This is a genomic window from Flavobacterium agri, assembly GCF_013401995.1.
In the GTDB taxonomy this organism is placed as follows: Bacteria; Bacteroidota; Bacteroidia; order Flavobacteriales; family Flavobacteriaceae; genus Flavobacterium; species Flavobacterium agri.
Window position 1 is genome coordinate 20,941 of sequence record NZ_JACBJI010000004.1, and the last position, 18,444, is coordinate 39,384.

General features: G+C 46.6%; 21 protein-coding genes. 10 read left to right on the top strand and 11 right to left on the bottom strand.

What is annotated here, in order from left to right:
* The 4 genes from HZF10_RS10180 to HZF10_RS10195 are packed head-to-tail and all read left to right on the top strand — an operon-like array spanning position 1 to position 4,327.
* Entirely contained in the window at positions 1-1,041 is a 1,041-nt protein-coding gene (locus tag HZF10_RS10180; protein WP_176006104.1) for a vWA domain-containing protein, read from the top strand.
* On the top strand, positions 1,038-1,805 hold the full coding sequence (locus HZF10_RS10185) for a tetratricopeptide repeat protein (protein WP_176006105.1): 768 nt from the start codon (positions 1,038-1,040) through the stop codon (positions 1,803-1,805). The genes HZF10_RS10180 and HZF10_RS10185 overlap by 4 nt, the downstream gene beginning before the upstream one ends.
* 13 nt (positions 1,806-1,818) lie before the next feature.
* Positions 1,819-3,579, top strand: coding sequence for a BatD family protein (locus HZF10_RS10190; protein ID WP_176006445.1), 1,761 nt, complete (start codon positions 1,819-1,821; stop codon positions 3,577-3,579).
* Positions 3,580-3,583: 4 nt separating this feature from the next.
* The gene (locus HZF10_RS10195; protein ID WP_176006106.1) at positions 3,584-4,327 is read left to right on the top strand and encodes a tetratricopeptide repeat protein; all 744 of its coding nucleotides are present in this window, start codon (positions 3,584-3,586) and stop codon (positions 4,325-4,327) included.
* Here the strand turns inward: HZF10_RS10195 and HZF10_RS10200 are convergent, their stop codons facing one another.
* A complete protein-coding gene (locus HZF10_RS10200; protein ID WP_179235272.1) occupies positions 4,328-4,846 on the bottom strand; it encodes a CvpA family protein in 519 nt (172 codons plus the stop codon). It abuts the gene before it with no gap.
* Between the two features lie 79 nt (positions 4,847-4,925).
* On the opposite strand from HZF10_RS10200, the gene HZF10_RS10205 reads away from it, so the two are divergent.
* From HZF10_RS10205 to HZF10_RS10220, 4 genes are all read left to right on the top strand, one after another.
* Positions 4,926-5,282: a hypothetical protein gene (locus tag HZF10_RS10205; protein WP_176006108.1), complete on the top strand. Its 357-nt coding sequence runs from the start codon at positions 4,926-4,928 to the stop codon at positions 5,280-5,282.
* A gap of 102 nt (positions 5,283-5,384) precedes the next feature.
* Positions 5,385-6,176 carry a hypothetical protein gene (locus HZF10_RS10210; protein ID WP_176006109.1) on the top strand — a complete coding sequence of 264 codons (792 nt, stop codon included), beginning with the start codon at positions 5,385-5,387 and terminating at the stop codon, positions 6,174-6,176.
* A gap of 100 nt (positions 6,177-6,276) precedes the next feature.
* Positions 6,277-7,296: a phenylalanine--tRNA ligase subunit alpha gene (gene pheS, locus HZF10_RS10215; protein WP_176006110.1), complete on the top strand. Its 1,020-nt coding sequence runs from the start codon at positions 6,277-6,279 to the stop codon at positions 7,294-7,296.
* 142 nt (positions 7,297-7,438) lie between these two features.
* A complete protein-coding gene (locus tag HZF10_RS10220; RefSeq protein WP_176006111.1) occupies positions 7,439-7,846 on the top strand; it encodes a hypothetical protein in 408 nt (135 codons plus the stop codon).
* Here the strand turns inward: HZF10_RS10220 and HZF10_RS10225 are convergent.
* From HZF10_RS10225 to HZF10_RS10265, 9 genes are all read right to left on the bottom strand, one after another.
* A complete protein-coding gene (locus tag HZF10_RS10225; protein ID WP_176006112.1) occupies positions 7,843-8,049 on the bottom strand; it encodes a hypothetical protein in 207 nt (68 codons plus the stop codon). The two genes, HZF10_RS10220 and HZF10_RS10225, sit on opposite strands and share 4 nt — an antisense overlap.
* Before the next feature lies 1 nt (position 8,050).
* Entirely contained in the window at positions 8,051-9,046 is a 996-nt protein-coding gene (locus HZF10_RS10230) for an NAD(P)H-dependent glycerol-3-phosphate dehydrogenase (protein WP_176006113.1), read from the bottom strand.
* 285 nt (positions 9,047-9,331) lie between these two features.
* Entirely contained in the window at positions 9,332-10,327 is a 996-nt protein-coding gene (locus HZF10_RS10235) for a tetratricopeptide repeat protein (protein WP_176006114.1), read from the bottom strand.
* Entirely contained in the window at positions 10,324-10,905 is a 582-nt protein-coding gene (gene nadD, locus HZF10_RS10240) for a nicotinate (nicotinamide) nucleotide adenylyltransferase (RefSeq protein ID WP_176006115.1), read from the bottom strand. Before nadD ends, HZF10_RS10235 begins: the two co-directional genes overlap by 4 nt.
* A gap of 3 nt (positions 10,906-10,908) precedes the next feature.
* Positions 10,909-11,502, bottom strand: a complete 594-nt coding sequence (gmk, locus tag HZF10_RS10245) for a guanylate kinase (protein ID WP_176006116.1) — start codon at positions 11,500-11,502, stop codon at positions 10,909-10,911.
* Positions 11,503-12,363: a YicC/YloC family endoribonuclease gene (locus HZF10_RS10250; protein ID WP_176006117.1), complete on the bottom strand. Its 861-nt coding sequence runs from the start codon at positions 12,361-12,363 to the stop codon at positions 11,503-11,505.
* Positions 12,364-12,411: 48 nt separating this feature from the next.
* Complete coding sequence (locus HZF10_RS10255) at positions 12,412-13,302, bottom strand: DMT family transporter (RefSeq protein WP_176006118.1); 891 nt, start codon at positions 13,300-13,302, stop codon at positions 12,412-12,414.
* Between the two features lie 101 nt (positions 13,303-13,403).
* A complete protein-coding gene (locus tag HZF10_RS10260; RefSeq protein WP_176006119.1) occupies positions 13,404-13,751 on the bottom strand; it encodes an arsenate reductase family protein in 348 nt (115 codons plus the stop codon).
* 45 nt (positions 13,752-13,796) lie between these two features.
* A complete protein-coding gene (locus tag HZF10_RS10265) occupies positions 13,797-14,537 on the bottom strand; it encodes a DUF3298 and DUF4163 domain-containing protein (RefSeq protein ID WP_176006120.1) in 741 nt (246 codons plus the stop codon).
* A gap of 70 nt (positions 14,538-14,607) precedes the next feature.
* Here HZF10_RS10265 and HZF10_RS10270 point away from each other — a divergent pair, with 70 nt between their 5' ends.
* Positions 14,608-15,750, top strand: a complete 1,143-nt coding sequence (locus HZF10_RS10270) for a cystathionine gamma-synthase (RefSeq protein ID WP_176006121.1) — start codon at positions 14,608-14,610, stop codon at positions 15,748-15,750.
* 49 nt (positions 15,751-15,799) lie between these two features.
* Here the strand turns inward: HZF10_RS10270 and HZF10_RS10275 are convergent, their stop codons facing one another.
* Positions 15,800-16,585 carry a THC0290_0291 family protein gene (locus HZF10_RS10275; protein ID WP_176006122.1) on the bottom strand — a complete coding sequence of 262 codons (786 nt, stop codon included), beginning with the start codon at positions 16,583-16,585 and terminating at the stop codon, positions 15,800-15,802.
* Positions 16,586-16,853: 268 nt separating this feature from the next.
* On the opposite strand from HZF10_RS10275, the gene gdhA reads away from it, so the two are divergent.
* On the top strand, positions 16,854-18,194 hold the full coding sequence (gene gdhA / locus HZF10_RS10280) for an NADP-specific glutamate dehydrogenase (RefSeq protein ID WP_176006123.1): 1,341 nt from the start codon (positions 16,854-16,856) through the stop codon (positions 18,192-18,194).
* The last annotated feature ends 250 nt before the right edge of the window (positions 18,195-18,444 follow it).

Consider the following 18,444-nt stretch of genomic DNA (forward strand, 5'->3'; position numbering starts at 1 on the left):
ATGTACGAGTTAGACGAAAAGAAATATCTGTATTTGCTCATCGCGCTTCCTGTCCTCGCGGCGATTTTCCTATACAATCTGTATTGGAAACGCCGTAAACAAAAGGAATTCGGCGATCTGGAAATGGTAAAAAGGCTCGCGCCAGAAAAATCGACGTTCAAGCAAACGCTAAAATTCTCGATTTTCCTGTTGGCGCTGGCGAGTTTGATTTTGGGATTGGTGAATCCGAAAATCGGCACGAAGACCGAAACCGTGAAACGCGAAGGTATCGACATCGTGTTCGCCGTCGACGTTTCGAAAAGTATGCTGTGCGAAGACGTGGCTCCGAACAGATTGGACAAAAGCAAACAGGTCGTTTCGCAAATCATCAACCAATTGGCGGGCGATCGCGTCGGAATCGTGGCTTATGCGGGAAGCGCTTTTCCGGTTTTGCCGATCACATCCGATTATGCGGCGGCCAAAATGTTCCTGCAAAGCATGGATACCGATATGGTTTCGTCCCAAGGAACGGCTCTCGACGAAGCGATTAAATTGTCGACATCGTATTTCGATGAAGAAGACAAGCAGACGAGCAAGATGATCATCATGATTTCGGACGGCGAAGATCACGGCGAAAATGCCGAAGACGTAGCCGAGGAAGCCAAAAAGGCCGGAATCAAGATCATCACGATCGGTATCGGAACCGAAAAAGGCGGGCCGATCCCGATCAAAAGGAACGGACAGGTTGCCGAGCTCAAGCGCGACGCGAACGGCGAAATAGTCATCACCAAGCGCAATTCCGAGAGCTTGAAGACGATCTCAAAAAACAGCAAAGGTTATGTGGACGGGAACAATACGAAAGAAGTCGTCGATTACGTCAAAAAATCGCTCGAGAACATAGAACGCAACGAATTCGAAAGCGAGCAGTTCACCGATTTCAACTCGCAATTCCAATGGTTTATCGGCATCGCGTTCGTTTTGCTGGCCATCGATATTTTCCTTTTGGAGAAAAAGACCAAATGGATCGGGCGCATGAATCTGTTCAACGAAAAAAAATCATGAAGCAGCTACTCACATACGGACTTTTGGTGTTCGCTTTTGCGTCTGCTTTTGCGCAGGAAGAGCCCAAAGAAAAAGACAAGTTCCTTCCGAAAGGCAACGAGGCTTTTTCGGAAAAGAATTATGCCGATGCCGAAGCCGACTACCGCGTTTCACAATCGAAATTCCCGAAGAAAGCGAGCGCGTCGTACAACCTCGGAAACAGCATTTACACGCAAAAACACCAAATGGAAGCGGGTTATGCATTCGGAAACGCGATCAAAAACGCCACGACGCGAGAAGAAAAGCATAAAGCCTGGCACAATATGGGCAACGTGCTCATGAACATCAAGGATTACCAAGGCGCGGTGAATGCGTACAAAAATGCGCTGATCAACAATCCCGAAGACGAGCAGACGCGTTACAATTATGCGTTGGCGCGCAAAATGCTCAAGGACAATCCGCCGAAGCCGAACGACAAGAACAAAGACAAGAACAAGGACAAAAACAAGGATAAGAAGGACAAGGACGGCAACGACAACAAAGACAAGAACAAGCAGGATAACAAAGACGGCAAAAACGATAAGAAAAACGATCAGCAGAACCAAGACCAGCAAGGCGGAAACAAACCACAACAAGGACCGAAACCCCAACAAGGAAACGGGATTTCAGGCCAGCGAATGGAAAATCTGCTAGACGCCGTGAACCACGAAGAGAAAAAAGTACAAGACAAAGTGAAAGGACGTGAGGTGAAAGGAAAACCTGTGCGTAATGAAAAGGATTGGTAGTTTTGCGACACGAATGAAGAAAAGCGTTTTCATATTATTACTTTTTACACAGGCGATTTTTGCCCAAGTGCAGTTCGAGGCCAAAGTTTCGAGACAGACGGTAGGTCTTAACGAAACCATGCGCGTCGATTTCGTGATGAATGCCGACGGCGACAACTTCACTCCGCCGAATTTCGAAGGTTTCAAAGTCGTGGGCGGACCTAGCCAATCGGTTAGCCAATCGTGGGTCAACGGAAGAAGCTCGTTCCAAAAGAGCTACATCTACTTTTTGATGCCGACGCAGAAAGGCACGCAGATCATCCGTCCGGCGACGATAGAAATCAATGGGCAAACGTATAAGACGAATCCGGTCAAAATAGCGGTGACCAACGCCATCCAGCGTCCGAGGATGCCGGGCGAACCCGAGCCTGTAGATGTTGACGACGCGATCCATCTGGTAGCCGAAATCTCGAAGACAAATCCGTATATCAACGAACCGATTACCGTCGTTTACAAGCTGTACTTGAGTTATAACATCGGAATCTCGAACTGGCGCGAACTCGACAAGCCCAAATACAACGATTTTTGGAGCCAGAATATAGACATCAAGCAACTTGTCGCCCAACAAGGCACGTTCAACGGTGAGCCGATGCGTTACGTGGTGTTGCGAAAAACCGTCTTGTATCCGCAAAAGGCAGGGAAACTCGTAATAGAGCCGCTTGCGCTCGACCTCGACGTTCAAGTGCCGACGGGCCGACAGGATTGGTTCGGACGCCAGCAAATCGTACAGGATACCAAAAAAGTATCGGCCGGAGTAAAAACGATTAATGTAAAAGCGCTTCCCGAAGCGGGTCGTCCCGATGATTTTTCGGGTGCTGTCGGAAGTTTCGATTTCAGTGTCAAGCCATCCAAAACCTTGCTCAAGAACGGAGAAAGCCTCGATTTGACGGTAAGCGTTTCGGGTAAAGGCAACCTCAAATTGTTCGATTTGCCAAAGCCTGTAGTGCCGACGGCGCTCGAAATGTACGATCCGGTACACAAGGAAAACGTGAACACGCCGCTTTCGGGCATGGCGGGCAAAGTTTCGGATACGTACACCATCGTGCCGACGTATAAAGGCAGTTATCCGATCAAGCCGATGTCGTTCTCGTATTTCGACCTCAAAACCGCGAAATACAAGACGATCACGTCTGCGGAAATCATGATCAAAGTGCTCGACGGACCGGGAACGCCTTCAAGCGAAGAGGCGGTAGCTCAAAACGGACCGGCGAAACAGCATATTTCGGCTTCGGACCAATTCAAGTTCATCAAACTCAAGACGAAACTCATCGCGACAAACCGTGCCGATTTTTACGGTTCGGGTATGTTTTACGGGCTTTTGGTCGCGCCTTTCCTCGCGATTCCGTTGATTATTCTTGTACGACGCAAGAAAGAAGCGTTAGATCGCGACGTGGCCGGAAACAGGTTGCGCACGTCGAGCCGTTTGGCAAAGAAATATTTGTCGGAAGCGCGCAAAAACATCGCAAACAAGGAGAAATTCTATATTTCGCTCGAAAAGGCGCTGCATAATTTCCTCAAGGCCAAACTAGGGATCGAGACTTCGGAAATGAGCAAAGACCGCATACGCGAATTGTTGCTTTCGAGAAACGCGCAACACGAAACGGTAAACGATTTCATCAAATTGACCGAGGATTGCGAGTTCGCACGTTACGCGCCATCGTCGAGTTCGGCTATACAACACGATTACGAAAAGGCGGCCGCGATCATCTCGGACCTTGAAAAACAGATCAGCTAAAACCATGAACAAAGCAGTTTTCATATTCTTGTTGCTCACCCAGGTTTTTTGGGCGCAAAACGGCTTCGACAAAGGGAACGAGCTGTATCGCAAAGGCGATTTCAAAGGTGCGGCCGACGCTTACGAATCGGTTTTGAAATCGAAAAAAGAATCGGCCGAACTGTACTTTAACCTTGGCAATGCGTATTACAAACTCAACCGCGTCGCACCGGCGATCTACAATTACGAGAAGGCGCTTTTGCTGAATCCGAACGACAAGGAAATCTCGAACAACCTCAAATTCGCGCATAAGCTTCAGATAGACGACGTAAAGGAAACGCCCAAAGTCGGATTCCGTAAAATGATCGAGGATTTCACATCTCAAGTGCACTATAACACTTGGGCGAAACTCGCGGTCGCAGGCGCGTTTTTGGTGCTTTTGTTGTTCGTCGGCTATTATTTTTCGGGAACGACGCTGGCCAAACGCATATTTTTCGTGTCGATGTTTGCGGCATTGTTGTCCATCGCACTTAGCGTGTTCGCCACGATTTTCGAGAAGAGCACGTATAATATGGAACGTCCGGCAATCGTATTCGCATCGATCACAAGCGCCAAAAGCGAACCCCAAAAAGAGGCACAGGACGCGTTCATCGTACACGAAGGCACGAAAGTTTATGTGTTGGAAAGCCTTGACGGATGGAAAAAAGTCGAACTTCTCGACGGCAACCAAGGCTGGATCGACCAATCGGCGATCAAGGAGCTTAAATAATCACTGTTTTTCGGGCATTTTGATGCGGATCTCGTGTAATTCCTCTTTCAAGAACGGATAGACGATTTCGGCCGACACTTTCAACGGACGATACAAAATCGATTTGTCGAGCGTTTCCTGGCTTGCGAGTGAATCCATGATATTGACTTTGTCGAAGATGTTGAGCAATACACTCAAGACAAGAAGCGTGCGTACGAATCCGAACAATCCGCCTCCGATCGCGTTGAAAATTCCCAATCCCGAAAAGTCGGCGATCTTGGTCAGCACTTTGGCGAGTAACGAAATACCCACGACGACGGCCAGGAACGTGATGATGAATGCGAAAATGTAAGCGGTTTTTGGATTCGATCCGAGGTGGTTTCCGAAGAAATCGCGTGTCACGTCCGAAAACTTCAACGCTACCCAAAGTCCGATCAGCAATCCGACGAGTGAAGCGAATTCTACAAAAAGACCGTTTTTCATGCCTTTGAACGTACCGATGAAAAGCAAAAGGATCAGGATGATGTCGAGAAAGGCCACAGGCAAACGCTTTAATGTTTAATTTTGCCAGCTAAAATAAGGCAAAGCCAGCAAACGTCTTTGCCATAATCCAGAAATAATGTCACGCGATATACAACTTAAAGAACGATGGGAAAAGCTCGTGCAATTCCTGTCGGATAGATTTTCACAAGGAGAAGACCTCGATCTGGATGGGATCATTTATTTGATCGGCGTTCAGGAATTGGGCAAAGTGCACAACAAATTCAAGAAGGACGAAAAGCTCAATTTGATGCACATCGCCATTTGCCGTCTGCTTGAACCGTACGGATTCTATGAATTCGACTTTGTGGATCGCGACGGTTGGCCGCATTACAAAGTCAAGGAACAATTGCCCGCGCTTAAGGCCGGAGAGCAATCGGTATTGATGAAAGAGGCGATCGTCTCTTATTTTCTCGAAAAAGGGCTAATCGATTAAAATCACAGATTTTTTTGACGAAAACACTGCATTTGGTCTATTTCTGAACGATTTGCTTTGCATAACCCAGAATTAGTCCTACCTTACTTTTAAATCGGAATTATGGAACAGAATACACCAGAAAATTCAGGCCAAGAAAACAAACCTGTAGTGAGAAAGCCGCGTACGACGGCTGCAAAGAAACCGTCGACCGTGCGAAAGACTACGGTCAAAAAGCCGGTTGCTCCTAAAACTGCCGAAGTGAAAAGTGCAACGGTCAGAAAAACGGCCGCGAGAAAACCGAGGGCGACTAAAACTGTTGCAGCTAAGACAATCGGAAGCGAAACGGCTGCGGAAACCAAGGCTCAAATCAAGCCGATCGTCAGGAAACCTGCGGGAAGAAAGCCAGCAGTGACCAAAACCATGGCCGAAAAACCTGTAGCGGCAAAACCGGCGACCAGAAAACCTGCCGTGAGAAAAACCGCTGCTACGAAATCCGCAGAAACGAAACCCATCGCTACAGAAGTGACGGCCGAAAAACCACAGGTGAAAACCACAGTACGTAAAACCACGGCCAGAAAACCAGCTGTTCGCAAAACAGTGGCAAGGAAGCCCGTCGGAAGAAAACCGGCTGCGAATAAAGCCGTCGCTGCAGAAAAACCGGCAATGGAGACTGTTGCGGTTCAAGAAAGCGTTGCGTCGATCGCCGCTTCTCCGACCCCGAAAAAACTCAGCGACAAAAACCTAAAAAAACTCGAAAAAGCTGCCGAGCAGCTAAAGAAACTGCAGAAAAAAGAAAAGCAGAAGGAAAAAGAGAGAAGAGCGAAGAAAAAAGAGAAGGAAAAGAAGAAGCTAAAAGACAAAAAAGCCAAGAAAAAATCTTCGGACAAGAAAAAGAAGCCGAAGAAAAAATAATTTCCCCAACCGAAGCTCATAGTTTCGGTTTTTTTACGTCTCGATTTAGCGTCGAAAATCTTTCAATTATTGTAAATTTGCCCCCTCAAAGCACATGAAGATGACCGACAAGATCAAAGAATACATTGCCGAAGCACGCGAATTCCAAACCGACAAGAAAGAACAACTTGAGGCTTTCCGTATCAAGTTTTTGGGAAGCAAAGGGCTTTTGAAAGACTTTTTCGCCGAGTTCAAGAACGTTCCGAACGAGATGAAGAAGGAATTCGGCCAGGTCATCAACGAGCTTAAGAATACGGCCGAAGAAAAAGTCAAGGCCATTCAGGAAGCACTTGAGAGCAAAGCCGAGGTAAAAGGCGGTTACGGCGACTTGACGCGTCCGGGCGAACCCATGCCGATTGGGTCGCGCCATCCGATTTCGCTTGTGAAGAACCAGATCATCGATATTTTTTCGACCATAGGATTCAACGTTTCCGAAGGCCCGGAAATCGAGGACGACTGGCACAACTTTACCGCGTTGAACCTTCCGGAATACCATCCGGCGCGCGACATGCAGGACACGTTTTTCATCCAGACGAATCCCGATGTCTTGTTGCGCACGCACACATCTTCGGTCCAGGTTCGTTATATGGAAAACAACAAACCGCCGATCCGGACGATTTCTCCGGGTCGCGTGTTCAGGAATGAAGCGGTTTCAAGCCGTTCGCATTGTATTTTCCACCAGGTCGAAGGACTTTACATTGACAAAGACGTTTCGTTTGCCGACTTGAAGCAGACGTTGCAATATTTTACCAAGGAAATGTTCGGGAAGTCGAAAATCCGTCTTCGCCCGTCTTACTTTCCGTTTACCGAGCCAAGCGCCGAGGTCGATATTTATTGGGGTTTGAAAACCGAAACCGATTACCGCATCACCAAGGGAACGGGCTGGCTCGAGATCATGGGTTGCGGAATGGTCGACCCTAACGTTTTGAAGAACTGCGGCATCAACCCGGACGAATACAACGGATTCGCTTTCGGTATGGGAATCGAGCGCATCGCGATGTTGTTGTACCAGATCGGCGACATCCGTATGTTTTATGAGAACGACGTGCGATTTTTGGAGCAATTCAAGTCGAGCATCTAAAATAAGACGGATAGATAATAGACAGATAGATAATAGACGCATTTCGGAAACGGGTGCGTTTTATTGTTTGATTGAAAGTCTTGATTTGTCGCTTTCTCCGAAGAATCTATTATCTATCTGTTTATCATCTATTATCTGAAAAATGAAGAAAGATATTGTCATCCCCAAAGTAGAAAACGTTTTCCTCGCCGCGATCCAGGAGTGGAGCGACGATTTTATGGAAAAAGTATGGTTCGTGCATTTGGTCAACGATTCCGATTTCGATCTGGACAACGTGATGGTTGTCTCGAAAGCGTTCGGAACGATCAATGGCGAAATGAAGAAGACCTCGTTGCTGCGTCACGCGTTCGTGAAAGTCCCGACACAATCGCTCGTAAAGATCGAAATGGTCGAAAAGAGCGTGCTTGCGCTCAACAACGAATTCATGGTGACGTATTTCATCGGGAATACGCTTTACGACAAAAAGTTCATTTTCCGGACCAATACGATCAACGAACGCGCTACGGAAGAAGTGCCGCACATCTGGCAGCCCGGAGTCGTCGTGCGCTAATTTGCCTGTTTCTTACCGGCGCTGAAATATCCGACGGGAAAAATCCCAACCAACGTGTAAACAAGCGATCTGAGCCAAAAACTTCCCGAATTCACGATTTCCGAAAGTGTTTTTTCCTGCAAATCGAAAAGTGCCGAAAAAATCAGCATAAGAATTCCCCAAAGCAAACCAAATTTCAGGGCTGTTTTCCAACGTTCGCTCATATCAGTCTAATTTTTCAGTTAATTTCCTAAAAACCTTTTTGGCTTCTTTGCCTTCGTATAAAACGTCGTAAACGGCATTGATGATCGGAGTCTTCGCTTCGAGCTTTTCGTTGAGCCTATGCGCGCTTTTGGCCGCGTAATAACCTTCGGCGACCATGTTCATCTCCATTTGGGCACTTTTCACAGTATAACCTTTGCCGATCATGTTGCCGAACATGCGATTTCTTGAGAAAACAGAATATCCGGTAACGAGCAAATCACCCAGATATGCCGAATTGTTAATGTTGCGCTTCATCTTGTGCACTTTTCGGATGAATTTCTTCATCTCACGTATGCTGTTGCTCATCAAAACCGACTGGAAATTGTCTCCGTAGCCCAAACCGTGCGCGATTCCGGCGGCGATGGCATAAATGTTCTTGAGCATCGCGGCGTATTCGCTTCCGATGATATCGTCCGAAATCTTGGTTTTGATATAATCGCTGGACAACGCCGCGGCCATGATTTTTGCTTTTTGACTGTCGCCGCACGCGATGGTCAAGTAGGAAAGGCGTTCGAGCGCGACTTCCTCGGCGTGGCAAGGACCTGTGATGACGCCTATGTTCTCGAACGGGATGTCGTATGTGTCGTTGAAATGCTCCCCGACGATAAGGCTCGTTTCGGGAACGATTCCTTTGATTGCCGAAAAAATCACTTTGCCTTCGAGGCTCGCCGTGAGTTTGCTCATCTCGTCATTGAGGAAAGCCGACGGAATCGCGAAAATGATATAATCGGCAAATGCTACGGCTTCGTTGATGTCGGTCGTAAGACGCAGTTTGTTCGGATTGAATTCTACCGAACTCAAATAATTCGGGTTGTGGTGATGCGTCTTCAAATGGTCGATCGCGTCCTGGTTTCGCATATACCAAGCGATCTCGTCACAGTTCACGCATAGCATTTTGGCGATTGCGGTCGCCCAGCTTCCGCCTCCTATGACGGCAAATTTGAGTTTTTGGCTCATGGGAATGTAGTTGTTCGTCTCAAAAATAGTTCAAAAAAAGCAATGGTATCCGCAGTTGTGATGAATATTCCCGTTAAAAGGAAAGTCGTCCAAAACCTTAAGTTAATTTTAACTTATTATTATGATTCTGAGCACAATGCGAGGTATAAATTTGCGTTCTATAGCTTATTATATAATCTTGAACGATTACAGAAAAGTTAGTTAAATTTTGTTTTTGGTGTTTTGAGAAAGGCGCTTTTGAACTTGTTCAGAAGCGCCTTTTGATTTGTTGTCGCTTGGGCTCGTTTATTTACAGATAAGTTTCTTGAGGTTCTCCAATTCGTCTCCGTACGACTTCGTAAAACCCAATTCGAGCGCTTTTTTCACATCCTGGCATGCCGCTTCCACGTTGTTCTGTTCGTTGTATATCAACGCTCGGTTGCGGAATGCATAACTGTTGTCTGCAGAAAGTGAAATAGATTGGTTGACGTCCGACATCGCACCGTTCAAATCCCCGAGTTTCATTTTCGCATAACCGCGATTGTTGTAAAGCAAAGACGCGGATACATTGTCTTGAAGTTTTGCTTTCGAACTTACTTCGGTCGTTCCGTCTGCGGCCACTTTTGGCGATAACGAAATGGCCTTGTCGTAAATCTGCAGCGCTTTTGCATAATCGTTCTTCGCCAGGTATCGGAATCCCAGATTGTTATAAACCGACGGCACTTTCGGATAGGTCTTGACGGCTTCTTCCAAATACGAAATCGCTTCGTCGTTGCGGTTGAGTCTGCCCAAAACCGCTCCGATATTGGTGATGCACGCGAATTTCAAACCGTCTTCAGGATTGCTTTCGAGTACTTTTTTGTAGTCTTTCACGGCGCCTTCCAAATCGCCCTGATTGCGTCTGATGTCGCCGTTCAAAGCCAAAAGACGCGTTTCAAGTACTTTATCGCCATTTGCTTTCTGCAAAGCCACGTCGTGGTCGAGTTTGGCTTCGGTCAACGCGTTCACGGTAAAGAAGAACAAAGCGCGGTCGTACAGCAAAATCGCCGAATCGGGCTCGAGTTTGATCGAAGTCGAATAATCTTCGTATGCCTTGTCGTAATCGGTGTCCATCGAATACGCGAAGGCACGCTTGTTGTAATATTTGGCGTTTTTGGGCTCGGCTTTTATCGCATCGGAATACAGCGATATGGCAGCTTTGAAATCGCCTGTTTTCATCTTGGCCTCGGCCGCGTCGAGTTGTTTTTTGCCTTGGGCCGAAACGAATCCGCAAACCAGAAGCATCATTAAAAATCGCGTCATTTTCGATAGATATTGTTATGGTCGATATAGTTCCAAACCTTTTCGGGCAACAAAGCTTTCGGGTTTTTCTTGTCTTTGATGGCGTCGCGGATGAAAGTCGATGAAATTTCAACAATCGGCGCGTCGATAAACTTTACTCGTGAATGGTTTTCCAATCCCGATTTTTCGGTTTCCGAAGAAATCCGCGGGTAAACCAAAATGTCGTAACGCTCCAAAATCACCTCGAAATTCTTCCATTTGTGAAGCGAATTGATGTTGTCTTCGCCCATGATCAGCGCAAATTCGTAATTCGGGAATTTTTCCTCGAGATGCGCAAGCGTGTTGATCGTATAATTGGGTTGCTCGAGTTTGAATTCGATGTCGCTCGCCTTGAGTTTCGGATAATCTTCCACGGCCAAACGGACCAGTTCCAGACGCGTGTAATCGTCGAGCAAAGTTGCCTTTTTCTTAAACGGATTATGAGGCGTGACGACGAGCCAGACTTGATCCAAATCGGTGAATTCGGCCATGTGGTTGGCGATGATCAGATGTCCGACGTGAATCGGATTGAACGTCCCGAAATATAACCCGACTTTCAAAACCTATTCTTTGTGTGGAACGTGGCCCGTCTTGATGAAATCGCTGACCAGATCGTAGGCTTTTTGCTTCGCCTGGGACAGGTCGGCATTTTCTACGATGACGTCAAAAAGAGGAGATGTCGCAAGTTCTGCAGACGATTTGGCGATGCGCATCGCGATTTTTTCCTCACTTTCGGTAGAGCGTTGCTTGAGGCGGCGCTTGAGTTCGTCTATGCTCGGCGGTTTTACGAAAATCGCGATCGTGTCTTCGGGGAATTTGCGTTTGATGCGCAATCCGCCCGAAACGTCGATGTCGAAAATCACATTTTTTCCGGCATTGCGGATGGCTTCGACTTCAGATTTGAGCGTTCCGTAGAACATGTCGGGATACACTTCTTCCCATTCGACGAAATCTTCGGCCTTGATGTGCTGTTTGAAATCGTGTACCGACATGAAATGGTAGTCGTTCCCGTGGGCTTCCTGTCCGCGCGGCTCACGTGAAGTGGCCGAAATCGAGAATTCGAGCTTCAATTCGGGATGTTGCAGCAAATGGCGTACGATCGTGGTTTTTCCTGATCCGGACGGAGCCGAAAAAACAATCAGTTTTCCTTTCTCCATCTACAACACGTTTAGCACTTGTTCCTTGATTTTCTCGAGTTCGTCCTTCATCTGGACGACGAGTTTCTGCATCGCTGCATGGTTCGATTTCGAGCCCATCGTATTGATTTCACGTCCCATTTCCTGGGTGATGAAACCGAGCTTGCGGCCGTTGGCTTCTTTGTCGGCCAAGGTTTGTATGAAGTAGTTGAGGTGGTTTTCCAAACGGACTTTTTCCTCGGTGATATCGTATTTCTCGAGGTAGAAAATCAATTCCTGTTCGAATCGGTTTTCGTCCAACGTCACTTTGAGGTCTTCAAGAGCTGCGGAAAGGCGTTTCTTGACGTTTTCGATGCGTTCCCCGTCCATGGCAACCGTCGCGTTCATCATGGTCATGATGTTGGCGATGCGTTGCAGGAATTCTTTCTCAAGAGCGGAACCTTCGGCGATTCGGAACGATTTGATGTTGCCGACCGCTTCAGAAATCACGCCCTCGATCTGTTTCCACTCGTTTTCGTCCACTTCCTCGCGTTCGGTTTTGAGCGCGTCGGGCATACGGACGGCCATTTTCATGAGTTCGGTCTCATCGGCGTTGGGATACACTTCCAAAAGTTGCCCGATGTAGGCTTTCACGATCGGAATGTTGACGCGTGTCGCGGTCTGCTCGGTCGTGTTTTCCACGTAAATCGCAAAATCGATCTTGCCTCGCTCGAGAGCGTTCGACAATTGGGTACGAAGCCCGAGTTCCATTTCGCGATAGACCGACGGCATGCGCACGTTAAGGTCCAAACCTTTGCTGTTAAGGGATTTGATTTCGACGGTAATCTTTTTGGAAGGCAACTGGAGCGTGGCCTTTCCAAATCCGGTCATGGATTGTATCATGTGCTCTAAAAAAGTTGCACAAAGATAACAATTACAGACAAGGCGAGGTCAATTCGCGGGATTCTTCTTGCGCGTGACCAGATAAACCCCGATGAAAATCAGTAAGGCGGCCGAAATCTTGATCCAACTCAATTGGTCTTTTCCGAGTCCGATCGCGAAAACCGTGGCGAACAAGGGTTGCAGATAGATGAAAACAGCAACTGTCGTGGGTTTTAGTTCCTTCATCGACAACAGATTCAGCAAATAGGTAAGGAATGTCGAAATGATGACGACGAACGCCATTTTGAGTGCGACCGACGTCGGTAGAAATTCCCATGAAACCTGAGAAAATTCACTCCATCCGAAAGGCAAAACCATGATGAATCCGAAAAGATAGATCCACTTGACGAACGTGAACGCGTTGTATTTGTCCATGAGTTTGCGCACCATGATAAGGTACAATCCGTAAGAAACCGCGTTCACGAAAACCAGGAAATTGCCGAGTGGCGCGTTCGTGGCGTTTCCTATCGATTTTCCGTATCCGATCAAAACCGCCGTGCCGACCAATCCGAGGACGATGCCGACCGCTTTTGAAGTCTGCATGCGCTCCTTCATGATGATCGATGACAGAATTAACACGATAATTGGCGTCGTACACATCAAAACCGCTGCGGAAATCGGCGAGGTGAGACTCAAACCCTTGAAAAATGTGAGCATGTTGAACGCGACTCCGAAAAACGCGGCTGCGGTAATTCTCGGGAAATCGTTTTTCGCGATTTTTTCCTTTACCGAAAACAACCACGCGAGCCAGAACAATACCACTGAACCGCCCACGCGCATCACGATGAAGCCGAAAGCGCCTACGTATTTGGGCATGACGTCTTTTGCGATCGTAAACGTGACGCCGTAAATAATCGAGACCAATGTGGCCGCGACTAGAGCGAGATTCCTTTTTGACATTGTTATTGCTTTATTTCTTATTATTTATTGTTATTGCCGTTTGCGTGGTAGTGGAGTCTTTTGCGAGGCAATAAAGAATACAAATAAGAATAAGGAATAAATTAGATGAGTGCAGCAATCACGTTTTCTACGTTTTTGGCGCTGTTGCCGACGTAGATTTTTCCGTCGATAAGGAACACCGGACGACTCAAAAACGTGTAGTGCTCGAGGATGAGGTTTTTGTAATCGTCTTCGGCCAGCTTTTGATCCTTAAGCCCGCGAGCCTTGTACAGTTGGGCCTTTCGACTGAAAAGCGCTTCGTAGCTTCCGGCAAGGTCTTTCATGTGGGCGAGCTCTTTTTCGGTAATCGGCTGTTGTTTTATATCGTGAAGCTGCAAGTCGTTTTTAGGAAGCGACGCGAGGATTTTTCGACAGGTATCGCATGTAGATAAATAATAAACGGTGTCCATAAATCGGGTTTTGGATGCAAAGAAAAGCCGAAAATGTGAATTGGCCTACTTGATTTTCAAAAGCGTGCCCAATTCGGAATACGGAAGCATCACGTCGCGCGGCCCGTCGGCATAAGAAGCGATTTCGTAAGTGTTGTAGTAAAGCAAAACGCCTTTGTCACTAAAGAAAATCGTGGCCGGAAGCGCGAATTTTTCGTTCTCGAACATCAATCCGCCTGAGTTTATCGGAGCGTTTTCGGGAATCTTGAATTTTTCGCGGAAGTGTTTTTCGGCGAGCTTCGTCACGGCTTTCACATCGGTAAAAAGCGAATCGTTCGGAATCGATTTCCCGGTTTCCAAATTGAAAATCAACGACGTTTTTCCGCTGTAACCATGAGCGCCGCCCGTAAAAGTGTAATGTTGGATTTCGATGTCGAGCACTTTTTGCGAACGGTACACCAAACGCGAATTCACGTCGCCTTCCCAACCGATGAGTTCGTCCGGGTCTTCTTTCTGCATTTTTTCGTAAGACGCTATAAAATCGTTGGCAAGCTCTTGATAATCTTTCGATTGATATGGTTCTTCGCCGAAATAGACGATTTCCTTGAGTTTTGAGAAAATTTTATTGTTGATGCTGTCGGCTATGAAACCGTTTGAGGCGACTGGAACTTTAATGGTAATTTTCGGACATAGGCCTTGGCATTTGAGCGAAGTCCTTTTCTCGAAAGTCTTGGTTTCGAACTCCAAATCCTTTGAGCATGAGGCAAATACGAAAATCGATAAAAAACAGTAAAAATACGGTTTCATCAGGTTGTTCAATTAGTTGGGGAATAAAATTAAATTTGCGAATATTTGAATACTTACAAAAATAAATTACATGAAGTTTAACACAAAAACCATACATGGCGGCCAGCACCACGATCCGAGCACGGGCGCGGTCATGCCGGCGGTTTTCCAGACCTCGACTTACGTTCAGGAAAGTCCGGGGAAACCGATAGGCGAATACGAATACAGCCGCGCGGCGAATCCGACGAGAACGGCTTTGGAAAATGCGCTCGCGAGTATCGAAAACGGAGCGAAAGGCCTTGCTTTTTCTTCGGGTCTTGCGGCGACCGACTGTTTGTTGCGTTCGTTCAAGGCGGGCGATGAGGTCATTGCCATGGACGATTTGTACGGTGGAACATACCGCATGTTCACGCGTATCTACAAAGATTCGGGCATCAAGTTTCATTTCATCGATTTGACCGATCTGGAGAAGCTGCAAAGCCTGATCAATCCGAATACGAAATTGGTTTGGGTAGAGACGCCGACGAATCCGCTTATGAAATTGGCCGATATTGCCGAAATCGCAAAAATCACCAAACAACACAACATCTTGTTTGCCGTCGATAATACGTTCGCGACGCCTTATCTGCAGAAACCGCTTGATTTGGGTGCCGATGTCGTGATGCATTCGGCTACGAAATATCTTGGCGGACATTCGGACGTAATCGCCGGAGCGTTGATTATCAAAGACGCTCAACTTGCCGAACAACTGCATTTCCAGCAATTCGCTACAGGTGCGACTTTGGGTCCGATGGATTCGTTTCTTGTACTACGTGGAATAAAGACGCTTCACCTGAGAATGCAACGTCATTGCGAGAACGGTGAAAAAATTGCGGCTTATCTGTCGAACCATCCGAAAATCTCTACGGTTTACTTTCCGGGATTGGAGTCGCATCCGTTCCATGAGATCGCCAAAAAGCAGATGTCGGGATTCGGCGGAATGGTTTCGTTCAAGTTCAAATCGGGCGCAAAGGCCGATGCGATTTCGTTCCTAGAGAAATTGCAGGTTTTCACTTTAGCCGAATCGCTTGGCGGAGTCGAGTCTTTGGCGAACCATCCGGCGTTGATGACGCACGCGTCGATTCCCGAAGAAAAGCGCAAAGAAACGGGCATTTCCGATGATTTGGTACGATTGAGCGTAGGTGTCGAGGATATCGATGATTTGATTGCCGATCTGGAACAGGCATTGAAATAAAACAAAAAGCCCGGATGTTCGTCCGGGCTTTTTTATATCTGATAAAATCTTAATCCAAATAGTAGATGTAACCTACGTTGAGCCAAACCAACCACTCGTTGGCTTTGTTCTCTTTGTAGACGTCCGGGTTCGGGTTCAAACCGTCGACCCAGTTCGAGAAGTAATACTGCCAACGCAAGTCGATCATCAAATCGGAAAGGATGGTCAGTTTGTAACGCGTACCGATACTTCCTACGACAGACCATGTAGTTCCTCCGTCCTGATCGAAAGCATCGAAATATTTCACAGGAGTGATGATCGGATCTTCGCCAAGTTCACCGCTTCCCAAATCGGAATAAGCTTTCGGTTTGTAGAAAGAAAACTGTCCGCCCAAACTTACAAATGGAGCCAACTTACCAGGAGTAGCCGAGAATTCGCGGATACTGAACGGGAAATACTCCAATTGCATACCAATGTTGGTTACGCTGGTTTCACCGTGCATGGCTTTAAGCTGTTGCGCGAAAACGCCGTTGCCTTCGGTCCATTCACCGTAATGCTCAAGTTTGGTCTTGTTGAAGGAAAGCTCACTGCGAAGCTTGAAGTGGTCGTTGAAATACGTTTCGGGAGCGTAACAGTTACACTCCGCACGATAAGCAAAATTGAGGTAATGGATGATTCCGACACCAAATCCCGTGTTTCCGGCATTAGTAGACAAATCGTAACGCTCACCATAATCGGACATCATCGCCACGGGACCAACAATAGCTCCTATCTCGTGAGAGAAACCGAACTGCGACAAGGCTTTGTTAGAGAAACCAAGCGCCATCAAAAAGCTCATGATTAAATACTTGGGCATTGTTTTTTGGGTGTTACAATTGGTGGCAAATATATAAAAATAGCGTTCAGTTTGTAAATTAAAATAAAAAATACTTGATTTCCCTCAAAAAAAGCAGGTAATAGATTAAATGTATGAATTAATGCTATTTAACTGTGCAAATTCTTAGAAATGAAATAAATCTGTTGCGGAATTGAAAAAAATAACAGCCCAATTTTGTCTATACTTTTATCTTTGCGCTGTTAACGAAAACGTTTTCATAACAAAACGTTAAAAACCAAAATTAAGTATGTCACAATCTATTAATGCTTTTGTTGAGGCAGTGGCTAAAAGAAACCCGAATGAACCCGAATTCATCCAAGCGGTTCACGAAGTTGCCGAAACAGTAATACCGTTTATCGAAAAGAATAAAAAATACCAAGGCCAAATGCTTCTTGAGCGCATGGTCGAGGCCGAGCGCATCATCACGTTCCGCGTTTGCTGGATCGACGATGCCGGAAAAACACAAGTGAACCGCGGTTACCGTATCCAGATGAACTCTGCGATCGGACCTTACAAAGGTGGTTTGCGTTTCCACCCGTCGGTAAACCTTTCGATTTTGAAATTCCTTGCTTTCGAGCAGACTTTCAAGAACAGCTTGACTACGTTGCCTATGGGCGGTGGTAAAGGCGGATCGGATTTCGACCCTAAAGGAAAATCAGACAACGAAGTAATGCGTTTCTGCCAGTCGTTCATGACGGAATTGGCAAAACATATCGGAGCCGATACAGACGTTCCTGCCGGAGACATCGGAGTCGGCGGACGCGAAGTAGGTTACATGTTCGGACAATACAAAAGACTTCGCAACGAATTCACGGGCGTTTTGACCGGAAAAGGAATTCCGTTCGGAGGTTCTTTGATCCGTCCTGAAGCAACGGGTTACGGTTGTGTGTACTTCGCAGAATCCATGCTAGGTACAAAAGGCGATTCTTTCAAAGGAAAAGCGGTTGCGATTTCCGGTTCTGGAAACGTGGCTCAGTACGCTGCCGAAAAAGCTACGGAGCTTGGCGGAAAAGTTGTAACGCTTTCTGATTCATCGGGTTATATCTACGATGCCGACGGAATCGATGCCGAGAAATTGGCTCACGTAATGGAAATCAAAAACGAATTGCGCGGCCGTATCAGCGAGTACACCAAGAAATATCCTAACGCGAAATTCGTAGAAGGAAAACGTCCTTGGGAAGTGAAATGCGACGTTGCTCTTCCTTGCGCGACCCAAAACGAATTGAACGGAGATGAAGCGAAAATGCTCGTTTCTAACGGATGTATTGCCGTTGCCGAAGGTGCAAACATGCCATCTACTCCAGAAGCGGTTGCCGAATTCCAAAAAGCAAAAATCCTTTTCGCTCCAGGAAAAGCGTCTAACGCGGGCGGTGTTGCTACTTCAGGTCTTGAAATGTCGCAAAACTCGCTTCGTTTGAGCTGGACTCGCGAAGAAGTCGACCAACGTTTGAAAGGCATCATGCTCAACATCCACTCTGCTTGCGTGCAGTACGGAAAAGACGGTGATTTCATCGATTACGTAAAAGGCGCGAACATTGCCGGTTTCGTTAAAGTTGCCGATGCGATGCTTGCCCAAGGAGTCGTATAAGCTTAACTGACTATATTTTAGGAATGCCTTCGATGATTCGGAGGCATTTTTTGTTTTAAGATTTTTAGATAGTAGACTGATAGATGATAGACTTTTCAAGGAAAGCGACAAACCTATATTTTCAATCAGATAAAACACTTGTCGATTTTTATTTAATAGAATCATAACATGGAGTTTTTTGGGAAGTTTTCTTTTCTGAATTGAACACCAGACCAGTAATTTTCTCCAGATTGTCTATTATCTATCCGTC